This window comes from Bifidobacterium avesanii, assembly GCF_009299475.1.
Taxonomy (GTDB): domain Bacteria; phylum Actinomycetota; class Actinomycetes; order Actinomycetales; family Bifidobacteriaceae; genus Bifidobacterium; species Bifidobacterium avesanii.
This window is the reverse complement of the sequence record NZ_WBSN01000002.1, coordinates 122156-146799: the sequence shown is the minus strand read 5'-3', so window position 1 is coordinate 146799 and position 24644 is coordinate 122156. Positions and strand designations below refer to the sequence as shown.

The following is a 24644-nucleotide window of genomic DNA, read 5'->3' as shown; positions in this document are numbered from 1 at the left end:
TCGTTGCCGTCCGGTGGCGGCGATGCGCGCAATGTGGCGTCAGACGGATCTTGCGCCCCGCAGCGCAAGGATTCGATCAGAGGCATTGCTCTGCGTCCGATTCCGCTCCACCCGTGCTTTTGGCTCCCGTCGTTGCGTGCGGACGGGGCTTTTTGTGTGTTTTCGGTTCCTTGCGCCGGTGATGCGGCCGGCGTGGAAAGTGAGTTTTGGCCTCGGAGCTGCCGAATGTTGCGGAAACTACGCTGTTGGGCTCGGTTGTGACGAGTTTTCGCGGTTGAGATGGATTGTATTTCCGATTTGTGCGGTTGATTTCGCGGACCCGGCCGGATAGACCCATTGCGATATGGCCGAAACTGCGCCGCGGATACTCGGGGGACTGCCCGAAAACCACCGCACAAATCGAAAGTACGCAGTTTGGTGCCGCTACGTAGTCTCCAAAGGGGCGTGACTGAGATGAAACGGGGAGAAAATGAATCGGGTTGCCGGGCTGAGCGGGTGGCTCTGGGCGCGTCCGGGCGAATCCGGGTGCGTCCGGGTGCGTTCGGGTGCGCCCGGACGGGAAGGACCGTCGATGCAATGGCCAAGACGTTGGGGTCGTCTGGGGAATGGAATCGATGAGTGCACGTCGGTTTCGGAATGCGAATCGGGAGGAAACCGAGGGGGCAAGTCGAAGAAGAGAATGAAATGCAAAGGCGATAACGGCGTGCAAGCAAGGGGGACAGAAGGTACGCCGTTGTCCGCCTGTCTCCTCATGTCATTGTATGGGAGGGGTGTGGCGGCCGCAAAGAGAGCGCTCACAATGGCGGTATGACGCCAAAGCGTGCGTGTCGTTGAACATATGGCGCATATTTGGCGATCGCGACGGCCCGCGTGGATGCATGGTGTGCGTGCGCGGACCACGCCGACCGCCGCGTCGCAGCGGAAGCAATGCGCGGCTCCGCGTACGGGGCATTTGAGGCATCGGGAATGGGCGGATTGCCGGATGGGCGGCAGTGCGACGCGCGGATGTGCGTGCGGGGCTCTGCGTGGGGGAACGGGCGGATTGCCGCGCCGGTCGGGTGCGTTGCGCCGGTCGGGTGCTGCGGTGCCCGAGGATTGCGGTGCCCGGATGCTGCGGTGAGTCGGGGATTGGGCGGAGCGGTATTGCGGCGAGTAGAGTGGCGTGCCAGAGAGTTATAGGAACGGGAAGGTTACGCTATGGGTCAGAGCGGTCGTCGTGTGGTGTCCGGAGAGAGAACGAACAAGCCGGGGGATGCCGCGTTTCCGTCCGTGACCGATCCAGGGTCCGTGATCGAGCCGCGGCTTCAGGAGGTTCCGGGCCGAGACGGCATGGCCGCCGGCTCCCGCGCCCGCTCCAAGGCGCATTCCCGGGCCCGTTCCACGGCGCGCTCCAAGGCCGTCGCCATTCTCGCTGCGCTGCTGGCCGTGGCGCTGGTGGTCTGCCTCGGCGTGGCATGGCGTCTGCGCTCGAACGGCGGTTCGGGCGCGGACGGCGCCGGTCTGGGTGGGGGCAGCGCCGAGCTCAGCCGTGCCAGCGCCGCGCCCGCCCCGCCGGACAGCCACCCCGGCAACTCCCCGGACTGCCCGGACCTCGACTGCATCGCCCTGCTCGTCAACGGCGACATGCTGTTCCACGCCCGCCTGTGGAACAACTTCGCCGGCGCGAACACCGCCGCCACGGACGGCACGGCCTACGACTTCACCGAGCTGTTCGTGCCCATGGCCCGCTACCTCAAGGCCTCGGACATCTCTGTGTGCAACTTCGAGACGCCCGTCTCCAAGCCCGGCGGCCCGTACGCCGACTATCCGTCGTTCAACATCCCGCCCGAGACGGCCGCCGCGGTGGCCAAAATCGGCTACACGGCCTGCACGCATGCCACCAACCATTCGTGGGATCAGGGCCTCGCCGGCATCCAGCGCCTCAACGACACGCTCAATCAGGTGGGTCTCAAGCAGACCGGTTCGTACACCGACGAGGCGGACTCCATGAAGCCGCTGGTGCTCGACTCGCCCACCGGCGGCGGCAAGCTCGCGGTGATCGCCGGCACCGTCTCGCTCAACGGCAACAAGCCGAGCGAGGACTGGATGGTCGACCGTCTGAGGGGCAAGGAGGACCCGCACCACCAGTCGGACATCGACCGCGCGGTCGCCAAGGCCAAGGCCGCGCGCGAGCAGGGCGCCGATCTGGTGACCGTGGCCATGCACTCGGTCGTCGAGTACATCGACTACGCGGACGACTGGCAGGTCTCCGAGGCGCACGCGCTCGCCGACACGGGCGCGTTCGACCTCATCTTCGGCACCGGAAGCCACTCCGCGCAGCCGATCGAGTACTACAACGGCACGTGGATCATCTACGGGCTCGGCAACGCGGTCACCGTGAGCGCCCCGCCCGAGCGCGTCGTGAACAACCAGGGCGTCACCGCGCGCATTCAGTTCGCCGGGCGCAAGGGCGTCGCCGGGTCGTGGCGCGTGAGCCGCATCGACTGGCTGCCCACGGCCAACATGCGTCAGGGCCTGTACCGCTGGTGCCCGATCGCCTCCGACCATCCCGACGGCACGTGCTGGACCGACGATCAGGACGCGCAGGTGCACGACCGCATCCGGCAGGTGCTGTACGCCAAGGGCGCCGACCCGAACGTGGTGCGCGAATGGCGGATCACCGACGAGGCCGCCGCGCAGTAAGCGCAGCGTGCCCGGGCGCGCCCGCCGACTAGGCTTGGGCGCATGAGCTTCATCGATCTTCCCGCGGACGTCGTTTCGGACGCCGCCCGGTCCGGCGCCGCCCTGCCGCAGGTGACGCTGCCCAGCTGCGTGCCCGCCCTCGTGCCCGCCTACCGCAAGCGGCTCACAACCCTGCACGACGTGTGCCGCGTGCGCATGTACGACGACTCGATCACCGACGGCAAGGAGTTCCTGCGCCGCGTCGAGGGCGCCGACCTCGCCGTGATCGCCGGCTTCCACATCGCCGACGACGTGCTGCGCCGCATGGCCGGCCGTGTGCGATGCCTCGTGTTCAGCGGCACCGGCATCGCGAGCTTCGTCAACGTGCCGCTCGCGCGCGAGCTCGGCGTCACGCTGTGCAACGCCGAACATTACGGCGACGCCTCGGTCGCCGAGCACGCCGTCGCCCTGCTCTTCGAGATCGCCCGCCGCGTGGGCCGCCAGAACGCGAGCCTGCACGCCGGCGACTGGTTCGACGAGGGCGGCATGCTGCAGCTGGAGGGCCTGACGATCGGGCTCGCCGGCTTCGGCGGCGTGGGACAGGCGGTCGCGCGCATCGCGGACGGCCTCGGCATGCGCGTCAAGGTGTGGTGCCGGCACCCCGACCCGGCGCTGCTGGCCCGGTACCGCGCCGAGTCGGTCCCCACGCTGGCGGACCTGTTCGCCTCCTCGGACGTGGTGAGCCTGCACCTCGCGCTCAACGAGGCCACGCGCGGCATGATCGGCCCGCGCGAGCTTGACCTGCTGCGCCCCGGCTCGATCCTCATCAACACGGCCCGCGCCGAACTCATCGCCCCCGGCGCGCTGGTGGAGCGGCTCTCGTGCGGCGACGTGCAGGCCGGCGTGGACGTGTACGACCACGAGCCGCTTGCGCCCGACGACCCGATCCTCGCGCTCGGCAACGTGGTCGCCACCCCGCACACCGCGTGGAAGACGGCCCGCGCGCTGGACAACGTGGCGGCCCAGAACGCCGAGACGATCCGCGCGTTCTACGCCGGCGCGCCCGAACACGTGGTGGCCTGACGATGGGCGCGAACACGGGACCGCAGATCTTCACCCTGCTCAACGCATCGGACGATCCGGCACACGACGCGCTGGTGGAGAAGAAGTCGGAGTTCATCGGCGACGCGTGCCACGTGGACTCGCTCGACGAGGCGCTCGCCTTCGTGGCCGCGATCCGCGAGTGGCACCCCAAGGCGAGGCACGTGGCGTACGCGGCGATCTGCGGCGGGGCGGACGGCCGGCAGTCCGAGCGCATGAGCGACGACGGCGAGCCGTCCGGCACCGCGGGCAAGCCGATCCTCGACGTGCTGCGCCAGGGCGGGCTCACGGACACGGCCATCGCCGTCACCCGGTACTTCGGCGGCATCCTGCTCGGCTCGGGCGGGCTCGTGCGCGCGTACTCGTCGGCCGCGTCGCTGGCGGTGAAGGCGGGCAGGCTCGCGCGCATCGAGGCGTGCCGGCGCTACCGCGTCACCGTCGCCTACCCGCAGCTGGGCGGGCTGCAGCAGATTCTGGCGTCCGTGGACGGGCGGGCGACCGAGGAGTCGTACACGGACACCGTGAGCATGGTCGCCGTGGTGCCGGCCGGGGCGTGCGACCGCTTCGAGGCGCGCGTGACCGAGGCGTTCAACGCGTCCGTGGCGCCGGAGCCGCTCGACATGGTCAACCGGCCCGTGCCGCTGGAGTAGCGGGAGCGGCCGGAGCGGAGCCAAGGCCAGCGGGGGCGGTATGTTGGATGGCATGACCGATTCCGCACCCCAGCCGAACGCGCAGCCGGCCGCGCAGCCGACCGCCAAGCAGCACGACGACGACACCCTGCCCGACGACTTCGAGCCGCTCACCGTCACCTACGAGCGCCTGCGCCACTCGACCGACCCGTCCGAGCTGAGCGAGTTCGCGCGCACCCCGCTGCCGGACCGCGCCGACCAGGCCGCGTTCTCCCGCGCCACGGCACTGCTCGAGGCGGTGGCCGGCAATCCGCACACCCCCGTGGAGGACCGTGTGTTTCTGGGGGAGACCATGCCGTTCCCGAACATCCTCGTCAAGCTGTCGAGCGACCCGGAGGCGTCGGTGCGCCGGGCGGTCGCGGCCAACACGGCGGACAAGAACTGGCTGGTCGGGCGCCTGACCAAGGACCCGGTGCCCGAGGTGCGCGACGCGGCGCTCGTCAACCCGCGCACGTCGTGGAAGATGCGCCTCGAGGGCGCGCAGAGCCCGGACGCGGACGCGAAGGCCTTGGAATTCCTCGGCAAACTGGGCGTGGAGCTCGAACCGGACGCCCCCGCGGTGCTCTCCTCGATGGTCCGCCGCGCCGTGGCCGCCAACCCCAACACGCCCGCGGAGACGCGCGAAAAGCTGGCCGGCGACGCCAGCGCCGAGGTGGCCCGCTGCGCGAAGCGGCATCTCGGCGGGGACGCCTGATCGGTCAGAGATCGGGCGCCCGATCGCGGCAGCGGCACTGCAAACGTTTTCACTATATTGACGCACGCTGGCCTGTCGCCGCCGCGTGGCGCTAGACTGGCGGTATGAGTCAAAACCGTGAATCCCGCGAACGCCTCGAGCGTCCGCTCATCCGTCTCGCCAAAGCAGTCGGGGTGGCCACTTCGTACGTCGGCATGAGCAACGACTACCATGAGATCGCCGACGACGTGCTCGTCGCCGTACTTGCCGCGCTGGGCATCGACGCCTCCAACGACATGGCGATCAGCACGTCCCTCAAGAACCTGCTCGACGAGCGCCACCGCCGTCTCACGCCCCCCACCGTGCTGCACATCGAGGGCGCCGAGTCCAAGGTGCCGGTGCACGTGGGCGTGTTCGACATCCCTCAGGCGACCATCACGCTGGAGGACGGCAGCGAGTACACGGGCGTGCTCGAGCCGGACGCGGGCGACGGTTCCATGGCCTACTGGATGGACGACGCGTTCGTGACCACCGCGTCGATCGTCATCCCGCGCGACCTGCCGATCGGCTACCACACGCTGCACGTGACCGTGGGCGACCGCACCGAGGACGCCACGCTCATCAGCGCGCCCAAGCGCATCGAGCTCATCGACGCGATGAAGGACCACCGCCTGTGGGGCTGGATGGCGCAGATCTACTCCATCCGCTCGCACGAGTCGTGGGGCGTGGGCGACTTCGTGGACCTCGGCACCATGCTCACCGACGCGAAGGCCAAGACCGGCGCCGACTTCATGCTCATCAACCCGGTGCACGCCGGCGAGCCCGTCACCCCGCTCACCCCGTCGCCGTACCTGCCCATCTCGCGCACGTTCCTCAACTTCACGTACATCCGCCCCGAGGCGATCGAGGAGTACAACCTGCTCGGCGAGGAGTCCCGCACGCGCGTGGCCCAGCTGCACGACTCGGTCCGCCCGCTCAACGAGAACGCCGACCACATCGACCGCGACGCCATGTGGGCCGCCAAGATGCAGGCCCTGTGGCTGATCTTCAAGGTGGGCCGCTCCCCGGAGCGCCAGGCGCAGTTCGACGCGTACAAGCGCGCGCACGGCGAGGGGCTCGAGGCCTACGCCACGTGGTGCCTCGCCTACGACAAGTGGGGCGCGCCGACCGCGTCGCCGTCGTCGTGGTTCAGGACGACCGACCGCAACTCGCAGCCGGTGCAGGACCTGCGCAACCGCTACCCGGACACGCTGGACTTCTACCGCTGGATGGAGTGGATCGCCAGCGAGCAGCTCGCCGACGCGCAGAACGCCGCGCGCAAGGCCGGCATGGCGCTGGGCGTGATGGCGGACATGGCCGTGGGCGTGCACCCGCTCGGCGCGGACGTGTGGTGGAACCCCGACCGCTACGCCAAGGGAGCCACCGTGGGCGCCCCGCCGGACATGTTCAACCAGCAGGGCCAGGACTGGAGCCAGCCGCCGCTGAGCCCGATCTCCCTGGAGAAGACCGGCTACGAGGCCTACCGCGAGATGGTCCACGGCATGTTCGCGCAGGCCGGCGCGGTGCGCATCGACCACATCCTCGGCCTGTTCCGCCTGTGGTGGATCCCGGCCGGCATGGGCGCCAAGAACGGCACCTACGTGACGTACGACTCCGCCGTCATGCTGGGCATCCTTGCCCTTGAGGCCGCGCGCGCCCACGGCGTGGTCGTCGGCGAGGATCTGGGCGTGGTGCCCGAGTACGTGGCCTCCTCGCTCGCCTCGCACGGCGTGCTGGGCTGCGCGGTGGAGTGGTTCGAGCAGATGGACGGCGCCTTCCGCGACCCGCGCAAGTGGCGCGAGATGGCGCTGGCGTCCGTGGACGTGCACGACATGCCGCCGTGCGCCGGCTACCTGCAGTACGAGCACGTCAAGGTGCGCGCCGAGCTGGGCCTGCTCGAAGGCCCGGTGGAGGAGTTCCAGGCGTCCGCCGAACGCGAGCAGAAGGCCATGCTGCGCATGCTCGTCAACGGCGGGTGGGTCTCCGGCGAATGCGTCAACGACGTGCCGGGCCACATCCGTGAGATCGTCGAGGGCATGTACCGCGCGATGACCGCGTCGCCGTGCAAGCTGCTCGCCGCCGCGATCGTGGACGGCGTGGGCGAGGTCCGCACGCAGAACCAGCCGGGCACCAACAACGAGTACCCGAACTGGCGCGTCCCGCTGGCCGACGGCGAGGGCAACCCGGTGCCGGTCGAGGGACTGTTCGACCGCGAGGGCATGCAGTCGCTGGCCCGCGTGCTCAACGCGTAGGGGCCGTGCAACGATTGACCCGTCCGGCGTGTCGTGCCGGGCGGGTTTTGTTGTGCAATGTCAAGGGTGGCGATATACTAGTCGATTGTTGTGTTTCCCTAAGGGGTCCTTCAAAGCGCTTTCCCACTCGCCACCGAGGACTTTCAGGGAGCCCACGGATAATGAGGCCGAAGCCTCCCGGTCCGCACGCCCTAACCACGCGTACGCCGGGCAGCCGAAGCCCGGAACACAATAGTCAAGAAAAGGTATAACAGTGAAGACTTTCACTCCGAAGCCAGCTGATCTGAGCCACGACTGGTACATCATCGACGCCACCGACGTGGTGCTGGGCCGTCTGGCCACTCAGGTCGCCACGCTGCTGCGCGGCAAGAACAAGCCCACCTTCGCCCCCCACGCCGATTCCGGCAACTTCGTCGTCGTCATCAACGCGTCCAAGATCGCGCTGACCGGTGACAAGATGGGCAAGGAGCTCTACTCTCACTCCGGTCGTCCCGGCGGCCTGCGTCGCGACAGCTACGCTGAGCTGCTCGCGAACAAGCCGGAGCGCATCATCATGAGCGCCGTCAAGGGCATGCTCCCCAAGAACCGTCTGGCCAAGGTCCAGCTCGGCCGCCTGCGCGTCTTCGCCGGCGAGGAGCACCCGCACACCCCGCAGAAGCCCCAGGTCTTCGAGATCGCTCAGGTCTCGCAGCAGGCCAAGTGAGAACCGAAGGGAGATAAGACATCATGGCTGAAAACACCAACGATTCCGCGGTTCTCGAGACCGAAGAGGAGCTCACCAGCTACTCCACCGAGACCAACGCCGGCGCCGGCACCGGCACCTCCGCGATCGCTCCGGGCTACGGCACCGGCCGTCGCAAGGAGGCCGTCGCCCGCGTCCGCCTGATCCCGGGCACCGGCAAGTGGACCGTCAACGGCCGCACGCTGGAGGAGTACTTCCCGTCCCGCCTGCACCAGCGCGAGGTCAACTCCCCGATCGTGCTCCTCAAGCTCGAGGGCAAGTTCGACGTGGTCGTCCTCGTTGACGGCGGCGGCGTGACCGGCCAGGCCGGCGCCATCCGCCTCGGCGTGGCCCGTGCCCTGAACCAGATCGACCGCGACGCCAACCGTCCGGCCCTGAAGAAGGCCGGCATGCTGACCCGCGACGCCCGCGTCGTCGAGCGCAAGAAGGCCGGTCTGCACAAGGCCCGCCGCGCCCCGCAGTTCTCCAAGCGTTAATGCCGCTTGGCGCTGCGGCGCCGCATGGTTGCCGCGTGCACGCGTTCGGAAGGCCCCGTGGAATTTCGGTTCCGCGGGGCCTTCCCGCATGTTCGGGCGTGCTTCGGCGTGTTGCGCGGCGCACGGTGTCCGCGGTGCCGAGCATAATGAGAAAGCTTGTGTCTGGAGGGGCATCCCGCTAGCACAGCACAGCAATGCAAGTTGCGGGAGGAGTCCGTCCGCGTGAGCGGGCGTTCGCCACTATCACCGCTTCATAGAAAGAAGAACCAACAGCATGGCTCCCAAGAAGAAAGTCACCGCGCTGATCAAGCTGCAGATTCAGGCCGGCAAGGCCAACCCGGCCCCGCCGCTGGGTCCTGCGCTGGGTTCGCATGGCGTCAACATCATGGACTTCTGCAAGGCGTACAACGCCCAGACGCAGGACAAGATGGGCCAGGTGATCCCTGTTGAGATCACGGTGTACGAAGATCGTTCCTTCACCTTCATCCTGAAGACCCCGCCGGCCGCGGCTCTGCTGCTCAAGGCCGCCGGTATCCAGAAGGGCACCGAAAACCCGCTGACCCACAAGGTCGGCTCCGTCACCAAGGACCAGGTCCGCGAGATCGCCCAGATCAAGATGGAAGACCTGTCCGCCCGTGACATCGAGGCCGGCATGAAGATCATCGAGGGCACCGCCCGTTCCATGGGCATCACGGTTACCGACTGAGAGGAGAAGGACTGATGGTTAAGCGTTCCAAGAAGTACCGCGAGGCGGCCGAGAAGATCGATCGCAACAACCTGTACACCGCCTACGAGGCCATTGCCCTGCTCAAGAGCATGCCGGCCTACAACTTCGACCAGACCGTCGAGGCCGTGTACCGTCTGAACGTTGATCCGCGCAAGGCCGACCAGCTGGTCCGCGGCACGGTCAACCTGCCCCACGGCACCGGCAAGACCGTGCGCGTGGCCGTGTTCGCCCGTGGCCCGAAGGCCACCGAGGCCGTTGAGGCCGGCGCCGACATCGTCGGTGACGACGACCTGATCGCCAAGGTTCAGGGCGGCTTCCTCGACTTCGACGCCGTGGTCGCCACCCCGGACATGATGGGCAAGGTCGGCCGTCTGGGCCGTGTGCTCGGTCCGCGCGGCCTCATGCCGAACCCGAAGACCGGCACCGTCACCATGGACGTGGCCAAGGCCGTCGCCGACATCAAGGGCGGCAAGATCGAGTTCCGTGTGGACAAGCACGGCAACCTGAGCTTCCTGATCGGCAAGCTGTCCTTCGATGAGAAGGCTCTGGACGAGAACTTCAAGGCCGTGGCCGACGAAGTCAAGCGTCTCAAGCCGTCCACCGTGAAGGGCCGCTACATCACCAAGGCGACCGTCACCTCCACGATGAACCCGGGCGTTCCGGTCGATCCGAACACCCTCGCCTGATTGGCGTCTCGCTGATCGGTCCCGCCGGCTTGGTTCGGCGGGCCGTTCATCCGGACAGCAAGGAGCCCGGCTTTCCGCATTCCGCGGGGAGCCGGGCTCCTTTGCGTTTCCCGGTCGGGCCGGGAGTGTTCTGCTGGACGGGGAGCGCTCTGCCGGACGGGGAGCGCTCTGCCGGACAGGGAGCGCTCTGCCGGACAGGGAGCGCTCTGCCGGACAGGGAGCGTGTTCTTCGGACAGGGAGTGCCCGCTCCCTGTCCAAGCGGTGAAAAATCGTTGAAAAATGGCCGTTTTTCAATCCGCTGGACAGGGAGTGAGCGCGCCCGGTCCAAGAAGGCGCGCCCTGTCCGGTAAGGCGCGCCCTGTCCGAGGCATGGGACCGTACAATGGGACGCGGGCATGGCGGAATCCGGTCATGACGGAGATATGACATAAGGGAGTGCAACGATATGGTGACGTCGGAGGAAGTGGCCCAGCGCGCCGGGGTGTCGCGCGCCACCGTGTCGTACGTGATGAGCGGCAAGCGCACGATCTCCGAAAAGACGCGGGCGAAGGTGCTGCGCGCCATGGACGAGCTGGGCTATTACCCCAATGCGAACGCGCGGGCGCTGGCCGGCCGCCGCAGCGGGGTGATCGGCGTGGTGTCGCGTTTCGACGAGGGCGTGCAGATGCCCGAATTCCTGCCGTTCTTCTCCGCGATCCTCTCCACCGCGCGCAAGCGTGGATACGACGTGATTCTGGTGCCCGGCGACGAGGGCGTGGACGGGATTCGCCGCATGGTCGGCCAGTCGCTGGTGGACGGGGTGCTGGTGTTCGACATCCGCCGGGAGGACGACCGTTTGGAGCCGATCGCCGCGATGCACGTGCCCGCCGTGCTCATCGGCACCACGGCGGACGCGCACGGGCTGGCCTGCGTGGACGTGGATTATGCGATGGTCGCGCGGCTCGCGGTGGACGAGGCGGCGGATTGCGGCGCGAACCGCATGCTGTTGGTGGCGGACCGAAAGCCGATCGCCGATGAATTCGTCTTCGCCGCGACCTTCGAGGACGTATGCGAGCGTCGTGCGCGGGAGCGTGGTCTGGCATACGAGGTGTTCCGCCCGGAGATCGCGGGATGGAGGGGATTTGGCCCGCTGGGGGATCTCTTGGAACGCCATGCGGACGGGCGGCACGCGGACGATCGCTGCGCGTTGGTGACGCGCACGCCGCGGCAGCTGGATTGGACGCTGCAGCTCATGCTGGGGCGAGGCATCCGGGCGGGGGAGGACATGGCCGTGATCGGCGTGTGCGTGGACGGCTACGCCACGTCGCTCAGAGTGGACGTGACGAACGTCGACCCGCACCACGGTCTCGTGGCCGAGCGGGCGACCGACGAGCTGCTCGACCTCATCGACGGCAAGTCCGCCGCCAATCCGCTGACATTGGTGCGGCCTGAGCTCCATCGGCGGACCACGACGCTGGACTTCCGGCGCCCGTAGGCTTCCGCGGGCCGGTGGCCGGTGCGTCAGCCCAGCGCATTGGAGGGCGCATCGACCGGGAATGCGGCGAACAGGTCCGGGTGCCGGGCGATGGCTTCGTTGGTCAGCCGTTCGATTTCGTCGGCGATGGCGACGTATCCGTAGGCGGAGAAGTGGCCGTTGAGCCGGTATTGCAGGTCGTCGAGCGTGACCGCCGATTCGCGGGCCACGTCGACGAGCAGGCAGCGCTTGTACGATGCCGCGATGGTGCGGATCACGTCGTCGTAGCCGTCGTCGTCCTTGCGGGAGTACAGGGTGCAGCACATGATGACCGAATGCGGGGCGTAATCGCGCACGGCTTCGATGATCCGGCGGTAGCGGCCGGCGAAGGTGTCGGCGGTCGGGCCGTCGTCGGCGTCGCCCAGCGGATAGCAGTCGCGGAACCGGTCGTTGGTGCCGAGCGCGAGATAGTAGCCGTCGCGCGGCGTGGATTCGCCGGTGAGATCGTCGAGGAACCGGTCGAGCCAGTCGGCGCAGGTGAGCCCGCCGCTGCTGAAGCACCGGTAGTCGATGCCGTATTTGCGCGACAGATGCGCCAGCCATGAGAAGCGCGGCCGGTCGATGTAGGCCATGGTGCCGTCCGCGTTGGCGGTTTCGATCTCGCCGGAGGAGAGGCTGTCGCCGATCACGCCGAGGGAGTTGAACATACGGATCAGGCCGGCCCGGGCGATGGGGGCGGTGTCCGCGGAGGACAGGGCGGCTGCAGCGGTCGCGGCTGTGGCGTCGGTGGTGGTCATCTCGTGTCCTTTGTCTCTGATTCTGGCGTTGTGGCGTTGCGGCATCGGCCGACGGCGTTGCGGCGGCCAATGACGTTGCGGCGTCCGTGGCCGGTCTTGGCTGACGGACCGGGTGCCTTGCGGGGCGGGCGCGTGCGGCTGGTCCGGGTCGGGTGTTGGACCGGGGACGTCCGGTGCGTCGGTGCGAGCCGGTAATCCCCACGATTCATTAGTTTACGCGCGTCAACAACGGGTGCGCAATCGTGACACGCCGGCGGAAGCGTTGCCGCCATTGCGCTGCGCGGCTGCGGCAAGCGCGCTGCACAGCGGCATATTTTGCTGACGAAACCCTTTGTGTTACAGTAGGTTACGCGCATCAACGTTGACGCGCGTCAACAAGGCAAAGGAGATCGTCATGAACCGCCATCCGAAGTCATCGTCGAAGCAATCCATGGCCCGGACCGCCGCATCCCTCGTCGCCGTCGCGGCCATGGTCGCGTCCACGGCCGCGTGCGGCAATGCCGGCGGAGACGCCTCGGCGTCCGAAGTCAAGCCGTCCGAGGGCGAAGTCACCCTGCACATCAACTGGTGGGGCTCCGACGCACGCGTCAAGCTCACCGAGGAGGCCATCGCGGGGTTCGAGAAGGCGCATCCGAACATCAAGGTGGAGACCGAATACACCGACTGGGGCGGCTACTGGGACAAGCTCGCCACCCACGCGGCCGGCGGCGACATGCCCGACGTGGTCCAGATGGACGAGATGTACCTAGCATCCTATGCCTCGCAGGGCTCGTTGTACGATCTGGGCAAGGTCACCGACTATCTGGACCTGAACCAGATGTCGTCGTCGCTCAAGGGCACCGGCGTGTATCAGGGCACGCAGTACGCGGCGCCGATCTCCTCCGCGGCCTACGCGATCATCGTCAACAACGATGTGCTCGACAAGTACGGCGTCACCCTGCCGGACACGAACACGTGGACGTGGGACGACCTGGTCAAGGTGGGCGAGGAAATCGTCGAGAAGAGCGGCGGCGAAGTGACCGGCGTTCCCGCCATGGTCGACAGCTCCGGACTGACGCAGTGGGCGCGCCAGCACGACGAGGAGCTGTTCAAGGACGGCAAGGTCGCCATCAGCGAGAAGACCCTTGCGTCGTTCCTGCAGATGGCCTACGACTGGACGCACGGCACTGCGATCTCCGGCAGTCCCGACCGCTGGGCCGAACCGGCCACGCAGGACCAGAGCGACTTCGCGCAGAACAAGCAGGCCATGATCCTCGCACAGGCCGCCATGATCACGTCCAACGCCAAGATGGCCGGCACGGACAACATGTCGGTCGTGCCCATCCCGTCCGTCGATCCGACCAAGAAGTCCGCGTATTTGAAGCCCAGCCAGTACTGGGCGATCTCCTCCAAGACCGAGCATCCCGCCGAGGCCGCCATGCTCATCGACTACCTCATCAACAATGAGGAGGCCGGCAAGATCCTCGGCACCGAGCGCGGCATGCCGGGCAACGACAAGATCCGCGAGGAACTGGCCAAGTCCACCACCGGCACGGACAAGAAGGCCATCGAGTTCCAGGACGTGATCGCGGACAAGCTCGGCGACGCCCCGGAGATCACGCCCAACGGCGGTTCGGACATCATGAACGTCACCAAGCGCTACGCCCAGCAGGTCGCCTTTGGGCAGAAGACCTCCGCGCAGGCCGCCAAGGAGATGATCGCGGAACTCCAGAGCAGCATCGACTCCGCGGCGTGACGGGCGGCGGGCCGGCTGACGCCACCAGCACTATTTGACACCATTTGACACCATCGAAAGGAACAACGACGATGAGCGACGGCATGATCCTGCGGCTCGGCGCGGGGCGAATCGTTCTGGACCGTGCGACCGGCGCCCCGACGCGCATCTTCCGCGGCGATCGGGAGTACCTGCTCGACCCCGGGCTGCCGTGGCACACGGCGTCGCACTACTGGGGTTCCGGCCACGCGGTGACCGACCTCGGCGCGGCGCAGTGGGCCACGGCCGGCGACTGGAGCTTCGACGTCGGCGCGCAGACCCAAAAGCTCTGGTTCGACCTGACCGCCGCGGGTCTGTCGCTCGAAGTCACGCGCCGGATCGGGGCTGTGGACGGCGTGCTGCGCGAACGCTACGTGTGGCGCAACGTCGCGGGCCGCCCGGTGCGCATCACGGGCCTCGGCGTCCAGACGCCGTGGAACGACCGGTACCCCGGCGCCCGGCAGTCGCTCGCGCAGTGCGTCAACGCGCATGTCTTCGCCGGCGGCGAGGGTGCCTGGACGCTCGCCGTGCCCATGTCCGGCGAGGGCCCGCGGCTCGGACTGGTCGTGCATGAGGGCGCGGTCAACGCGTATTCCGTCGAATCGCGCAACAACAGCACGCTGTCCAACGTGCGCGGGCACATCGTGATGCAGGTGACCGACCATGCGCGCAACCCGAGGGCCTTCGGCGGCCAGCCGGAGATACGGCTCGCGCCGGGGGAGTCCTATGCGCTGGCATGGGAGCTGCGGTGGTATGCGGACGACGATTCGTTCCTCGCCGACGCGATGGGCGGACTGCGGCTGTCGGCACTCGCGGCCGAGGCGGGCTGTGATGACGGCGATGGCGGTGATGCTGACGGCATTCGCATCTCCGGCGCGCATCTGGTCGATCCCGCTGCCGCCGCGGCTGCACGGACCGGGCTGGCGATCGATGCCGATGGCGACGGCGTGCGCATCACCGCCGCACGGCCGGGCATGGTCCCGCTTGATCTGGTCAGGGATGCCGACGGGCGTCGCGTGCGCACCGAAGTGCTGTTCCACGAGCCGCTGCGCACGGTGATCGCGGAGCGTGCGCGCTACATCCTCGCCCATCAGCGCGCGGCGGAGCGTCCGGGCGACCTCGCCGGCGCGTTCGTGCCGGTGGACACGCGCACGGGTCTGCGCGTCGACGCCGGCGGATGGGCCGACTGGTCGGACGGCTCCGAGCGCATCGGCATGGCCGTCATGCTGCAGCGGGCGTGGGTGCAGGGCATGCTCCCCGCCGATCTGCGTGACCCCGTGCGCCGTGCGCTCGACGACTGGGCCGCATTCGCCCGCGCGCATCTCATCGACGATACCGGTGCGATCCGCCGCGGCTCGTTTTTGCCGGCCAGCGCGTTCGGCCAGCGCATCTACGATGCCCCGTGGATGGCCGAGCTGTTCGCCGTGCGCCACCGCATGACGGGGGATCCGGCCGATCTGGATCTGGCTGTGCGCATCGTGCGGCGGGCGAATGAACTCGGGGCCGAGCGCTTCCTCGCCATCGGCTACGCGGAGGTCAACGAGGAGCTCGTCGGGCTGCTGGAGGCCTCCGGGCGGGACGACGATGCATCCGCCGCCGCCGAGCTGCGGGCCGCCGTGACGCATTCCGCCGACCATTTCCTCGCGCTCGGCGCGGATCTGCCGGCGCATGAGGTCAGCTACGAGCAGTCGATGGTTGCGCCGCTCGTCAATCTGCTCCTCGGCGCGTACCGGCTCACCGGGGACGCGCGATACCTCGAAGCCGCGCGCGAACGGCTCCACTGGCTGCTCGCGTTCGGCGGCCCCCAGCCGGACGCGCGGCTGTACGGCGTGGCGCTGCGCCACTGGGACGGCTACTGGTTCGGGCTGCGGCGGCAATACGGCGACGTGTTCCCGCACTATTGGAGCGCGCTGACCGCCACCGCGCTCGCCCGACTGCCGGAACCGCTGCGCACCGATCGCACCGACGCGCTCGCCATGGCGATCATGCGCGCCAACATGGCGAACTACCGTCCCGACGGCACCGCCACCTGCGCGTTCGTCTTCCCTTCCGCGGTGGATGGCGTGCCCGTCCATGCCGCCGATCCGTTGGCCAACGACCAGGACTGGCATCTGGCCATCTGGCTGCGGCTCATCGACCGCGAGGGCTTCGCGGGGGCATAGGTTTTCGCGGAGGCGCAGACCGAAATGCCGGCCGAGGCGCTCGGACATGTGCTGCATGTGATCTGCTGACATGTGCGGTTCGTGCGGTAAAAGCCCGGTTTTCGCGTCGTGCGGGAACCGGGCTTTTTCGTGTTTCTCGGACATGGAGCGTCTTACTGGACTGTGCCGGACCGGGAGCGCCCACTCCCTGTCCCGGACATCACAAAACGGCCATTTTCCAACGATTTTCCATACCTGCGGACAGGGAGTGGGCGCTCCCGGTCCAGCGGTGGTGTTCCTTGTTCGGGGGGGGCGGCGTTTCCTGCGCTGTCCTGTTCCTCGGCGTTCCGCTTGCAGCATCGGATCCGCTCAATTTGGGGGCCTTGCTGCGCGGATTGAGCGGATTCAGTGCGCTGATGGGGGAAATGGGAGCCTAGGGCACTGGATTCGCTCAACCCGCGAATTGTGTTGCATGGATTGAGCGAGTTGAGTTTCCTATGCGGCGGTGAGGGGACTTGCCGCACTGGATCCGCTCAATGTGTGGGTGGACAAGGCGGACGGATTGAGCGGCTTGGGTGGATTGAGCGGATTGATCGGCCTGAATGGATTGAGTAGTTTGGGCAGATTGGGCAGTTCGGGCGGGTTGGGATGGCCTTTCCCTCGCTGGGGCAGAGTATGCGGCAAACTTGTACAAGTTGCATGAAACCGCATTGCGGCGTATTGTGTAGACCGTAACACAAACTCTTGTAAATATGGCTTTATGAGAATGTGTGTTACGGTCTACAAACAGTGTTGCGCACAGCGGTGTGCGGATTGGATGCAACGGCAAGGAAAGGTGAGGACGATGAGGTCTCTCGGCAATAGGGCGTTTGGCAACAGGCTGGTCGGCGGTATGGCGGCTGCATGCGCGATGGCGATGGCCCTGGCCGGCTGCGGCTCGGGCAATGCGGGCGGATCCGGCGGCGAGGCGAAGGCGGCGGACGGGCCGGTGACGCTCACCATCAGCTGGTGGGGCTCCGACGCGCGGCTCAAGCTCACCCAGCAGGCCATCGACGCGTTTCACGTCAAACATCCCAACATCACCGTGAATTTCGAATACACCGATTGGAACGGCTACTGGGACAAGCTCGCCACGCAGAACGCCGGCGGCGAGGTTCCTGACGTGCTGCAGATGGATGAGATGTACTTGGCGTCCTATGCATCCCAGGGAAGCCTGTATGATCTCAACAAGGTCTCGGACTATCTGGACCTGAACCAGATGGACGCCTCGCTCAAGGGCACGGGCCAATATCAGGGCACGCAGTACGCGGCGCCGATTTCCGCCGTGCCGTATGCGATGATCGTCAACAACGACGTGCTCGACAAGCTGGGACTGGAGCTGCCGGACACGAACACATGGACGTGGGATGACTTCGTCGCGTTCGGCAGGCAGATCGTGAACCGGTCGAACGGCGAGATCACGGCCGCCGGCAATATGATCGACAGCACCGGCCTCACCCAATGGGCGCGCCAGCACGGCGAGGACCTGTTCAAGGACGGCAAGGTCGCCATCAGCGAAAAGACGCTGGCCGGATTCTTCCAGATGTCGTACGACTGGACGCACGGCGATCAGATCGGCGGCAGCGCGGACAGGGGCGCGGAACAGGCCGCCGGCACGCAGGACCAGAGCGACTTCGCGCGGAACAAGCAGGCCATGGTCTTCGCGCAGGCCACCATGATCACATCGAACGCCAAGGCGGCGGGCACCGACAACATGAGTCTCGTGCCGATTCCGTCCGCCGACCAGTCGAAGAAGTCCGCGTATCTGAAGCCCGGGCAGTACTGGTCCATCTCCGCCAAGAGCGAGCATCCCGTGGAGGCTGCGATGCTCATCGATTATCTCATCAACGACGAGGAGGCCGGTAAAATCCTCGGCACCGAGCGCGGCATCCCGGGCAACAACAAGATCCGCGCGATGCTGGCCGAATCCACCACGGGCACGGACAAGAAGGCCCTCGAGTTTCAGGACGTGATCGCGGACAAGCTCGGTGACGCCCCGGAGATCACGCCCAACGGCGCTTCGGACGTGATGAACATGATCAAGCGCTACGGGCAGCAGGTGGCGTTCGAACAGAAGACCGCCGATCAGGTGGCCAAGGAGATGATCGCCGAGCTGCAGAGCAACATCGACTCGGCGGCCTAGGGCAGGCGGCGGAACATCGCGACGCACGATGCGACGGCGGATCGTCCGGAAACAGACGGGCGGTCCGCCGTCTTCGCTGTGCGGGGAACAGGGAATCGGCACAATGGAGAAGCGCGAAGTGCAGACGGGAAGATCGGGAATCGCATGAACGGCAATACACTGGGTGTTATGAACGCAGCATCGAACGCAGCACCGGACGCGCCGGGAAACGGCAGGGCGCCCACCATCAGGGACGTGGCGAGGGTCGCGGGGGTGTCGGCGTCCGCGGTGTCCAAGGTGCTGCGCGACGCGTACGGGGTTAGCGACGACATGCGCGCCAAGGTCACGTTCGCGGCGCAGATGCTGGGATACCGTCCCAAGACCGCGGCGAGGGCGCTGCGCGGACGGTCGTATTCCATCGGCGTGCTCACGCCGGGGCTTGGGCCGTTCCCCACGCAGATCGCCGAGGAGATCAACCGGCACTTCGCGGGGTCGTCCTACCGGACCATCATCGCCATCTACGGCGGCGACGAACATGACGAAACCGAGGGGCTGGAATCCATGCTGGACCGCAACGTGGACGGCGTCATCCTCATCACACCGCACATCGCCGTCGAGCGCTTGGAGAGGTTCGCCGCGTCGCTGCCCATGGTGCTCGTCTCCCGCAACGGCAGGGGCGCGCACTTCGATTCGGTCACGGACGACGGCTTCGCGGGGGCCGAGGCCATGGTCGGGCACCTGGCCGGGCTGGGGCACCGGCGGATCGCGTACATATCGCAGTCCGATCAGGGACTCGAACCGCCGTACGTGCTGTCGTCCGCCTCGCGCGAGGAGGGCTATGCGCATGCGATGGCCGATCGGGGACTTGCGCCGTGGGTCGTGCGCGCCTCATACTCCGAGGACGGGGGCTATGGGGCGGCGTGCGCGCTGCTGGACGCGGACGAGCCGCCGACCGCGATCTTCGCCGGGGCGGACGTGGCGGCGTTCGGCGTCATGCGCGCCGCGTACGAGCGGCATGTGGCCGTGCCCGCCGAGCTGAGCGTCGCCGGCTACGACAACGTGTTCGCCTCGGGATTGCACGGCGTGGACCTGACGACCGTCGATCAGGCGAGCGTGGGCATGGGGGACATCGCCGCGCGTCTGCTGGCGGAACGATTGGACGGTCGGACCGAGCCGAAGTACGAGGTCGTCGCGCCGAAGCTCGTGGTGCGCGGGACGAGCGTCCCGCCGCGTGTGGAGTGACGATTGTCAGGGCTGGGTGTGCGTGGGCGTGGGTGGACGGCGGTTGGCGTTTATCCACGCGGATTTCGCGGTGAGGGGTGAGGGGTTCATTCGTGTGATGCGGATGAACCCCTCACCGTCGTATTGGCCGTATTGCCCGGCCGTTCCTCACGCGCCGGCTGATTGCGGTTGCGGCCGGTCGCCCGCGGCCGCATGCCAACGGTACGTGCCCTGCCCGGTCACGGTTGCGGTCCGGCCGTCCGGCAGCATGACATTGGCCCGCACATTCGGCGGCAGGGCGGCCTCAAGCGCGATGCCGCTGCCCTCGCGCCGCCACGCGACCTCAACCATGCCGTACGGCGTCAAGTGCCGGGCTTCGGCGTGGTCGAGCCCGTCGAAGCAGATCGGCTGTACGTCCACGGTCCGCCACCCGGGCGAGGTCGGGCGAAGGCCCGCGATGGCGCGGACCATCCAATCGGCCACCGTGCCGAGCGCGTAATGGTTGAAGCTCGTCATGCTTCCCGGGTTGATCGACCCGTCCGGCAGCATCGAATCCCATCGCTCCCAGATCGTGGTCGCGCCCATCGTCACCTGATACAGCCACGACGGGCATGCCGTCTGCGTGAGCAGCCTCCACGCCACGTCCGCATGCCCGGTCTTCGCCAGCGCGTCGCACACGATCGGCGTGCCCACGAATCCCGTGGCGATGCGGCAGTCCGCCTCGGCCACCAGCTCGGCGAGACGGTCGCCGGCCAATGCCTCAAGCCGTGCGTCCCCGAGCAGACGCCATTCGATCGCCAGCGCGTACACGGTCTGCGCGTCCGACGCAATGCGCCCGTCGGCGGTCACATATGCGTCCCGGAAAGCCCGGCGCACTTCGGTGGCCAGTCTTCCATAGCGTTCGGCCGCATCCTCATCCCCGATCACGCGCGCGGCCTCGGCGGCGACGGCGGCGCAGCGGGCGAAGCAGCCGGTGGCCACCACGTCCGGATCCGCCTTCGCCCGGAACGGGTCCTCGGGCGGCGCCGACGGGTCCAACCAGTCGCCGTACTGGAAGCCGCCGCGCCACAGATGCGACGGGCCGGCCAGCGCGTCCATGCAGTCCACCCACGCGGTCATGCTGCCGATCTGCCGGCGCAGCACGTCCTCGTCGCCGGTCGCCAGATACACGTTCCACGGCACGATTGTCGCCGCGTCGCCCCACGCGCATGCCGGCGGATCGACGCGTTCGGCGTCCGGCTCGGGCACCACGTGCGGCACGTTGCCGTCCGGAAACTGCTCGGCCCTGAGGTCCTTGAGCCAGGAGACGAGCAGTCCGGACGCGTCGAACAGGTACAGGGCCGTGGGACTGAACACCTGAATGTCGCCGGTCCAGCCGAGCCGCTCGTCGCGCTGCGGGCAGTCGGTCGGGATGTCCACGAAATTCGAGCGCGCGCCCCAGACGACGTTCTCGAACAGGCGATTGAGCCGATCGTCCGAGCAGGAGAACCAGCCGCGGCGCTCCATGCCGGTGCCCACGACCACCTGCTCGACGTCTTCGGCGCGCAGATCGGACACGCCGGTCACTTCGGCGTAGCGGAAACCGTGCAGGGTGAAGACCGGCTCGAGCGTGCGCCCGCCATCTCCCGCGAGCACGTACCGGTCCGTGGCCTTGGCGCCGCGCAGCGGACGCGTGCCGAGCTCGCCGTACTCCAGCACCTCGGCGTGACGGACGGTGACGGTTTTGCCCGCCGTTGCGTTTCCGCCGCGCACGCGCAGCCGCACCCAGCCGACCGCGTTCTGGCCGAAGTCCACCAATGTTTTGCCGGCGGGGGAGCTCCAGACCTTGACCGCCGGGCGCGTGGCGATGCGCTGGATCGCGGGGCCGTCCGGCGCGACCAGTTGGACGGGCTGCGTCGCGGCGTCTCTGGTGTGCGCGGCGTCCGTGGATGCGTTCGCGGGAGCGTGCGTGGGTGCGCCCACGACTTCGACGGGGAACGACGGCATGCTTCGCGTGGCCGCGTCGATGCCGACCGGGCGCCGCAGGTCGATCGTCGAACCGTCGTACAGCGAATTGGCCATGACGGCGCTTTCGCACGCGCGCCACGACGGATCGGTGGCGACGGTGACCCGACTGCCGTCCGCGCACATGACCTCCAACTGCGCAAGCAGGGCGAGCCGGCTGCCGTAGCGGTTCGGCTTGTTGTCCCACTTGAGGTTGCCGCGCCACCACCCGTCGCCCAGCAGCGCGGCGACGCGGTTGCCCGCGCCCGCATGCAGCAGCGGCGTCACATCGAACGTGCGGTAGCGCAGACGGTGGCGGTACGACGTCCAGCCCGGATCCAGCACGGATTCGCCGACGGACGTGCCGTTGATCTCGGCCGCGAACAGGCCGTGCGCGGTGACGTGCAGCCGGGCGGAGACGGGCTCGGCGGGCAGGGCGAAATCCGTGAAGACGATCGGAGCCGGTTCGCCGAACGCGCCGATGGCCGCGTTGGGGCCGTTTGCGGGGGAGATGAACGCGGCGGTCCAATCCGTGGGCTCGAGCAGTCCGGCCTCGACGGCGACGGGTTCGCTCCAATCGGACCACACGGGTTGTGCGGTTTGGGCGGGGTTTGCGGCGGACGCAGCGGAGACGGTGGTTTCGGCGACCACATTGGTGGTGACGATGGCGGGGGCGGACGTGACGGGGGCGGTGGTTTCGGCGGCTGGGTCGTGTGACGCGGCTGCGGTTGTGGCGGCTTGCGCGTGTGGGACGACCACGTCTGCGGAGACTGTGCTAGCGAAGGCGGCTTCGACGATCGCGTTGGTGCCGCCCGCATTGTTTGCACCGTTTCCGTTGATCGTGGCACTTGCGCCGATGATGTCTGTGCTTGTGTCTGTGCCTGTGCTTGTGCCCGCGACGCGCACGCGAATAATCGCACGCTCCCGTGACGCCAACGCCCGCCCCGGCCACGGCACCAGCGCGCGGTCGGGCGAAGCGGCTTCATATGCGCGCGGCTCTCCGTCCCCGTTCGCATACGTCAGCTCGATGGCGTAGGCGTTCTGCCGGAACCCGTCCGGCGCATCTTTGATCCGCCACGAGATGCGTGGCTTGGCCTCGCCCATGCCCAGCGCAGTCGGCGCCGGGTTCCAATGCTCGAATGCGATGTCGGTGACGGTCGTCATGGTCGCTCCTTTGCGGTGAATCGCGCGTGGGCCGGCCGCTTCGCCGGCGTGCGTTTGACGCGGGATCGTGTGTTGACCCTGCCCGCATAAAAGTGTATAACGGTCTACACGTTTGTGCAATGGCGGGTGCGGTTGGAACGCACGGGGTATGGGTGCTGATGTGGGTGCGTGCTGGAGCATCGCATCTGACCGGACCGTTGTGCTGACCGGGAGCGCTCTACCTATCGGACAGGGAGCGTTCTACCGGACGGGGAGCGTGTTCTTCGGACAGGGAGCGCCCACTCCCCGTCCAAGCGGCGAAAAATCGTTGAAAAATGGCCGTTTTAGAATCCTCTGGACAGGGAGTGGGCGCTCCCGGTCCGGCAATGCGCTCCCGGTCCGGCAATGTACGCCCTGTCCGATGCGCGGTGCCGTCGTCGCCTACCGCCGGGCGTCCATGATGCGGCCGATTTTGATGGCGGTGAGCAGCACGTAGGCCTCGCGCGGGGTCATGGGGTCCCAGCCGGTCAGCTCCACGGAGCGCTTGAGGCGGTATCGCACGGTGTTCGGGTGCACGTTGAGCTCGCGGGCGGCGGTCTCCAGCGAGCTGCCGGACAGGAGGAACGCGGAGACCGTGGCAAGCATGGGGCTGTCGACGTTGCCCGCGGAGCCGTTGCTTGCCGATCCATCGCCGGAACCGCCGCCGGATCCGTTGCCGGCCCCGCCGTTGCCGCCGCGCAGGGAGAGGTACACGTCCCGGTAGAGCTCCTCGCGCGCGTCCGCGTCGCCGAGCAGGGCGCGTTCGGGCAGCACGTCGTCGGCGCGCAGCGGGCGGTGCATCTCGTCGATCGCCGGCACCGCGTCCATGGTGCTGAGCGCCGCGTGCACTGACGTCGCCGCGCCTTCGATGCCGTGGCGCAGGGGGCCGAGACACAGCGGCTGCGTGCGGGCGAAGTCGTCGTCGACCGCCGCGCAGAAGTCCTCCGGCTCGCCGCCGCGCGGATTGATCAGCACCACGACCAGATCGTCGCGGTGTCCCAGCAGGCAGTCGCCGCCCAGACGGCGCACGGCGTCGCGCACATGGCGCTGCAGGAATCCGGCGCGCATCTCGCCGTCCTCGGCGGGCGTGCCGACGAGCGCGAAGCAGTCGTAGTCGGCCGGCCAGCCCAGCATGGTGAGCCTGCTGGAAACATGATGGCCGGTGTCCCCGTCGATGAGGTCCTCGATGGCGAGCGCCTCAAGCCGCGCGTCCCAGTCGGTGCGGGCCTCGGCGGAGGACGCGTACACGTTGGCGGCGGAGAAGGCCACCTCGCGCGCGTAGTAGAGCATCGCCGTGCGCGTGGCCTCCTCGCGGCCGCGGCGGGCGAACTTGCCCACGTTGCGTTCGAGGATGTCCACGATGAGCCGCGTCACGTCCAGCGCCTGCTTCAGGCTGATCGCCTTGGTGAACTCCACGGGCGCCACGAAGAAGATGTGGTCGGTGGACGGCGGGGCGCCGGCCTTGCGCGCGCCGGAGAAGACGTTGGTGTTGAGCCATGCGATGAAGTCGGCGACTGCGGTTTCGATGATGAGGTTGAGCTGGTCGCGGTCCGCGGGGGTCAGGGCCTTGTACCAGGGCAGATCCCGGTCGAGGCGCCGCTCGGCTTTGTCGACGACGATCCAGACCTCATTGGGCAGCTGCGGGCGCGCGGCGGCGTTGCCGGCGGCGGGGGAGCCGCCCTTGGCGGATTTGCGGGGAGCGCCGCTGCCGGGCGTGCGCGCGGGGTCCGCCGGATCGGGCGTTTTGGCGCGCGAAATGGGCATGGAGGCCCCTCCGTCCGGCTTCACGTCGTCGGACGGTTTGGTTTTGGCTCCCCAAGGCACCCATGGACTCACAACGTATGAGTATATATACAGAAATCCGGTTCACAAGATTGGACGACCCCCATCTTGCGAACCGGAAACG

Annotated in this window: 16 protein-coding genes and 2 pseudogenes; 14 read left to right on the top strand and 4 right to left on the bottom strand. The window is 67.8% G+C overall.

Annotated elements, in window-relative coordinates; all coding sequences use genetic code 11:
* Positions 1-1329: 1329 nt before the first annotated feature.
* From DSM100685_RS02105 to DSM100685_RS02060, 10 genes are all read left to right on the top strand, one after another.
* On the top strand, positions 1330-2682 hold the full coding sequence (locus DSM100685_RS02105) for a CapA family protein (protein WP_152349762.1): 1353 nt from the start codon (positions 1330-1332) through the stop codon (positions 2680-2682).
* A gap of 42 nt (positions 2683-2724) precedes the next feature.
* Positions 2725-3744: an NAD(P)-dependent oxidoreductase gene (locus DSM100685_RS02100; RefSeq protein ID WP_152349713.1), complete on the top strand. Its 1020-nt coding sequence runs from the start codon at positions 2725-2727 to the stop codon at positions 3742-3744.
* Positions 3745-3770: 26 nt separating this feature from the next.
* Positions 3771-4412: an IMPACT family protein gene (locus tag DSM100685_RS02095; RefSeq protein WP_152349761.1), complete on the top strand. Its 642-nt coding sequence runs from the start codon at positions 3771-3773 to the stop codon at positions 4410-4412.
* A gap of 52 nt (positions 4413-4464) precedes the next feature.
* A complete protein-coding gene (locus DSM100685_RS02090; RefSeq protein ID WP_152349712.1) occupies positions 4465-5145 on the top strand; it encodes an AbrB family transcriptional regulator in 681 nt (226 codons plus the stop codon).
* A 104-nt stretch (positions 5146-5249) separates the two neighbouring features.
* Positions 5250-7415 carry a 4-alpha-glucanotransferase gene (gene malQ, locus DSM100685_RS02085; protein WP_152349711.1) on the top strand — a complete coding sequence of 722 codons (2166 nt, stop codon included), beginning with the start codon at positions 5250-5252 and terminating at the stop codon, positions 7413-7415.
* Between the two features lie 253 nt (positions 7416-7668).
* The gene (rplM, locus tag DSM100685_RS02080; RefSeq protein ID WP_152349710.1) at positions 7669-8118 is read left to right on the top strand and encodes a 50S ribosomal protein L13; all 450 of its coding nucleotides are present in this window, start codon (positions 7669-7671) and stop codon (positions 8116-8118) included.
* Positions 8119-8141: 23 nt separating this feature from the next.
* On the top strand, positions 8142-8633 hold the full coding sequence (gene rpsI / locus DSM100685_RS02075) for a 30S ribosomal protein S9 (protein ID WP_152349709.1): 492 nt from the start codon (positions 8142-8144) through the stop codon (positions 8631-8633).
* A gap of 274 nt (positions 8634-8907) precedes the next feature.
* Positions 8908-9339, top strand: coding sequence for a 50S ribosomal protein L11 (gene rplK, locus DSM100685_RS02070; protein ID WP_152349708.1), 432 nt, complete (start codon positions 8908-8910; stop codon positions 9337-9339).
* Positions 9340-9353: 14 nt separating this feature from the next.
* Complete coding sequence (gene rplA, locus DSM100685_RS02065) at positions 9354-10046, top strand: 50S ribosomal protein L1 (protein WP_152349707.1); 693 nt, start codon at positions 9354-9356, stop codon at positions 10044-10046.
* 446 nt (positions 10047-10492) lie between these two features.
* Positions 10493-11521, top strand: a complete 1029-nt coding sequence (locus DSM100685_RS02060; RefSeq protein WP_152349706.1) for a LacI family DNA-binding transcriptional regulator — start codon at positions 10493-10495, stop codon at positions 11519-11521.
* Between the two features lie 26 nt (positions 11522-11547).
* Here the strand turns inward: DSM100685_RS02060 and DSM100685_RS02055 are convergent, their stop codons facing one another.
* Complete coding sequence (locus tag DSM100685_RS02055; protein ID WP_163200856.1) at positions 11548-12297, bottom strand: SGNH/GDSL hydrolase family protein; 750 nt, start codon at positions 12295-12297, stop codon at positions 11548-11550.
* A 394-nt stretch (positions 12298-12691) separates the two neighbouring features.
* On the opposite strand from DSM100685_RS02055, the gene DSM100685_RS02050 reads away from it, so the two are divergent.
* The 4 genes from DSM100685_RS02050 (at position 12692) to DSM100685_RS02035 (ending at position 19594) form a co-directional block, all read left to right on the top strand.
* A complete protein-coding gene (locus tag DSM100685_RS02050) occupies positions 12692-14032 on the top strand; it encodes an ABC transporter substrate-binding protein (protein ID WP_152349704.1) in 1341 nt (446 codons plus the stop codon).
* A 71-nt stretch (positions 14033-14103) separates the two neighbouring features.
* Positions 14104-16212, top strand: coding sequence for a hypothetical protein (locus DSM100685_RS02045; protein WP_239512616.1), 2109 nt, complete (start codon positions 14104-14106; stop codon positions 16210-16212).
* A gap of 871 nt (positions 16213-17083) precedes the next feature.
* Positions 17084-18373, top strand: coding sequence for an ABC transporter substrate-binding protein (locus DSM100685_RS02040; protein WP_163200854.1), 1290 nt, complete (start codon positions 17084-17086; stop codon positions 18371-18373).
* A gap of 168 nt (positions 18374-18541) precedes the next feature.
* Positions 18542-19594 (top strand): LacI family DNA-binding transcriptional regulator, encoded by a 1053-nt coding sequence (locus DSM100685_RS02035; protein ID WP_152349702.1) that lies wholly within the window; start codon positions 18542-18544, stop codon positions 19592-19594.
* Positions 19595-19741: 147 nt separating this feature from the next.
* On the opposite strand, the gene DSM100685_RS02030 is transcribed toward DSM100685_RS02035, so the two are convergent.
* From DSM100685_RS02030 to DSM100685_RS11240, 3 genes and pseudogenes are all read right to left on the bottom strand, one after another.
* Positions 19742-22720: a family 78 glycoside hydrolase catalytic domain gene (locus DSM100685_RS02030; protein WP_204314235.1), complete on the bottom strand. Its 2979-nt coding sequence runs from the start codon at positions 22718-22720 to the stop codon at positions 19742-19744.
* 420 nt (positions 22721-23140) lie between these two features.
* Positions 23141-23533, bottom strand: a pseudogene (locus DSM100685_RS11245) (helix-turn-helix domain-containing protein); the annotation flags it as partial.
* 39 nt (positions 23534-23572) lie between these two features.
* Positions 23573-24028 (bottom strand): annotated as a pseudogene (locus tag DSM100685_RS11240) (PucR family transcriptional regulator); the annotation flags it as partial.
* Positions 24029-24644 lie beyond the last annotated feature (616 nt).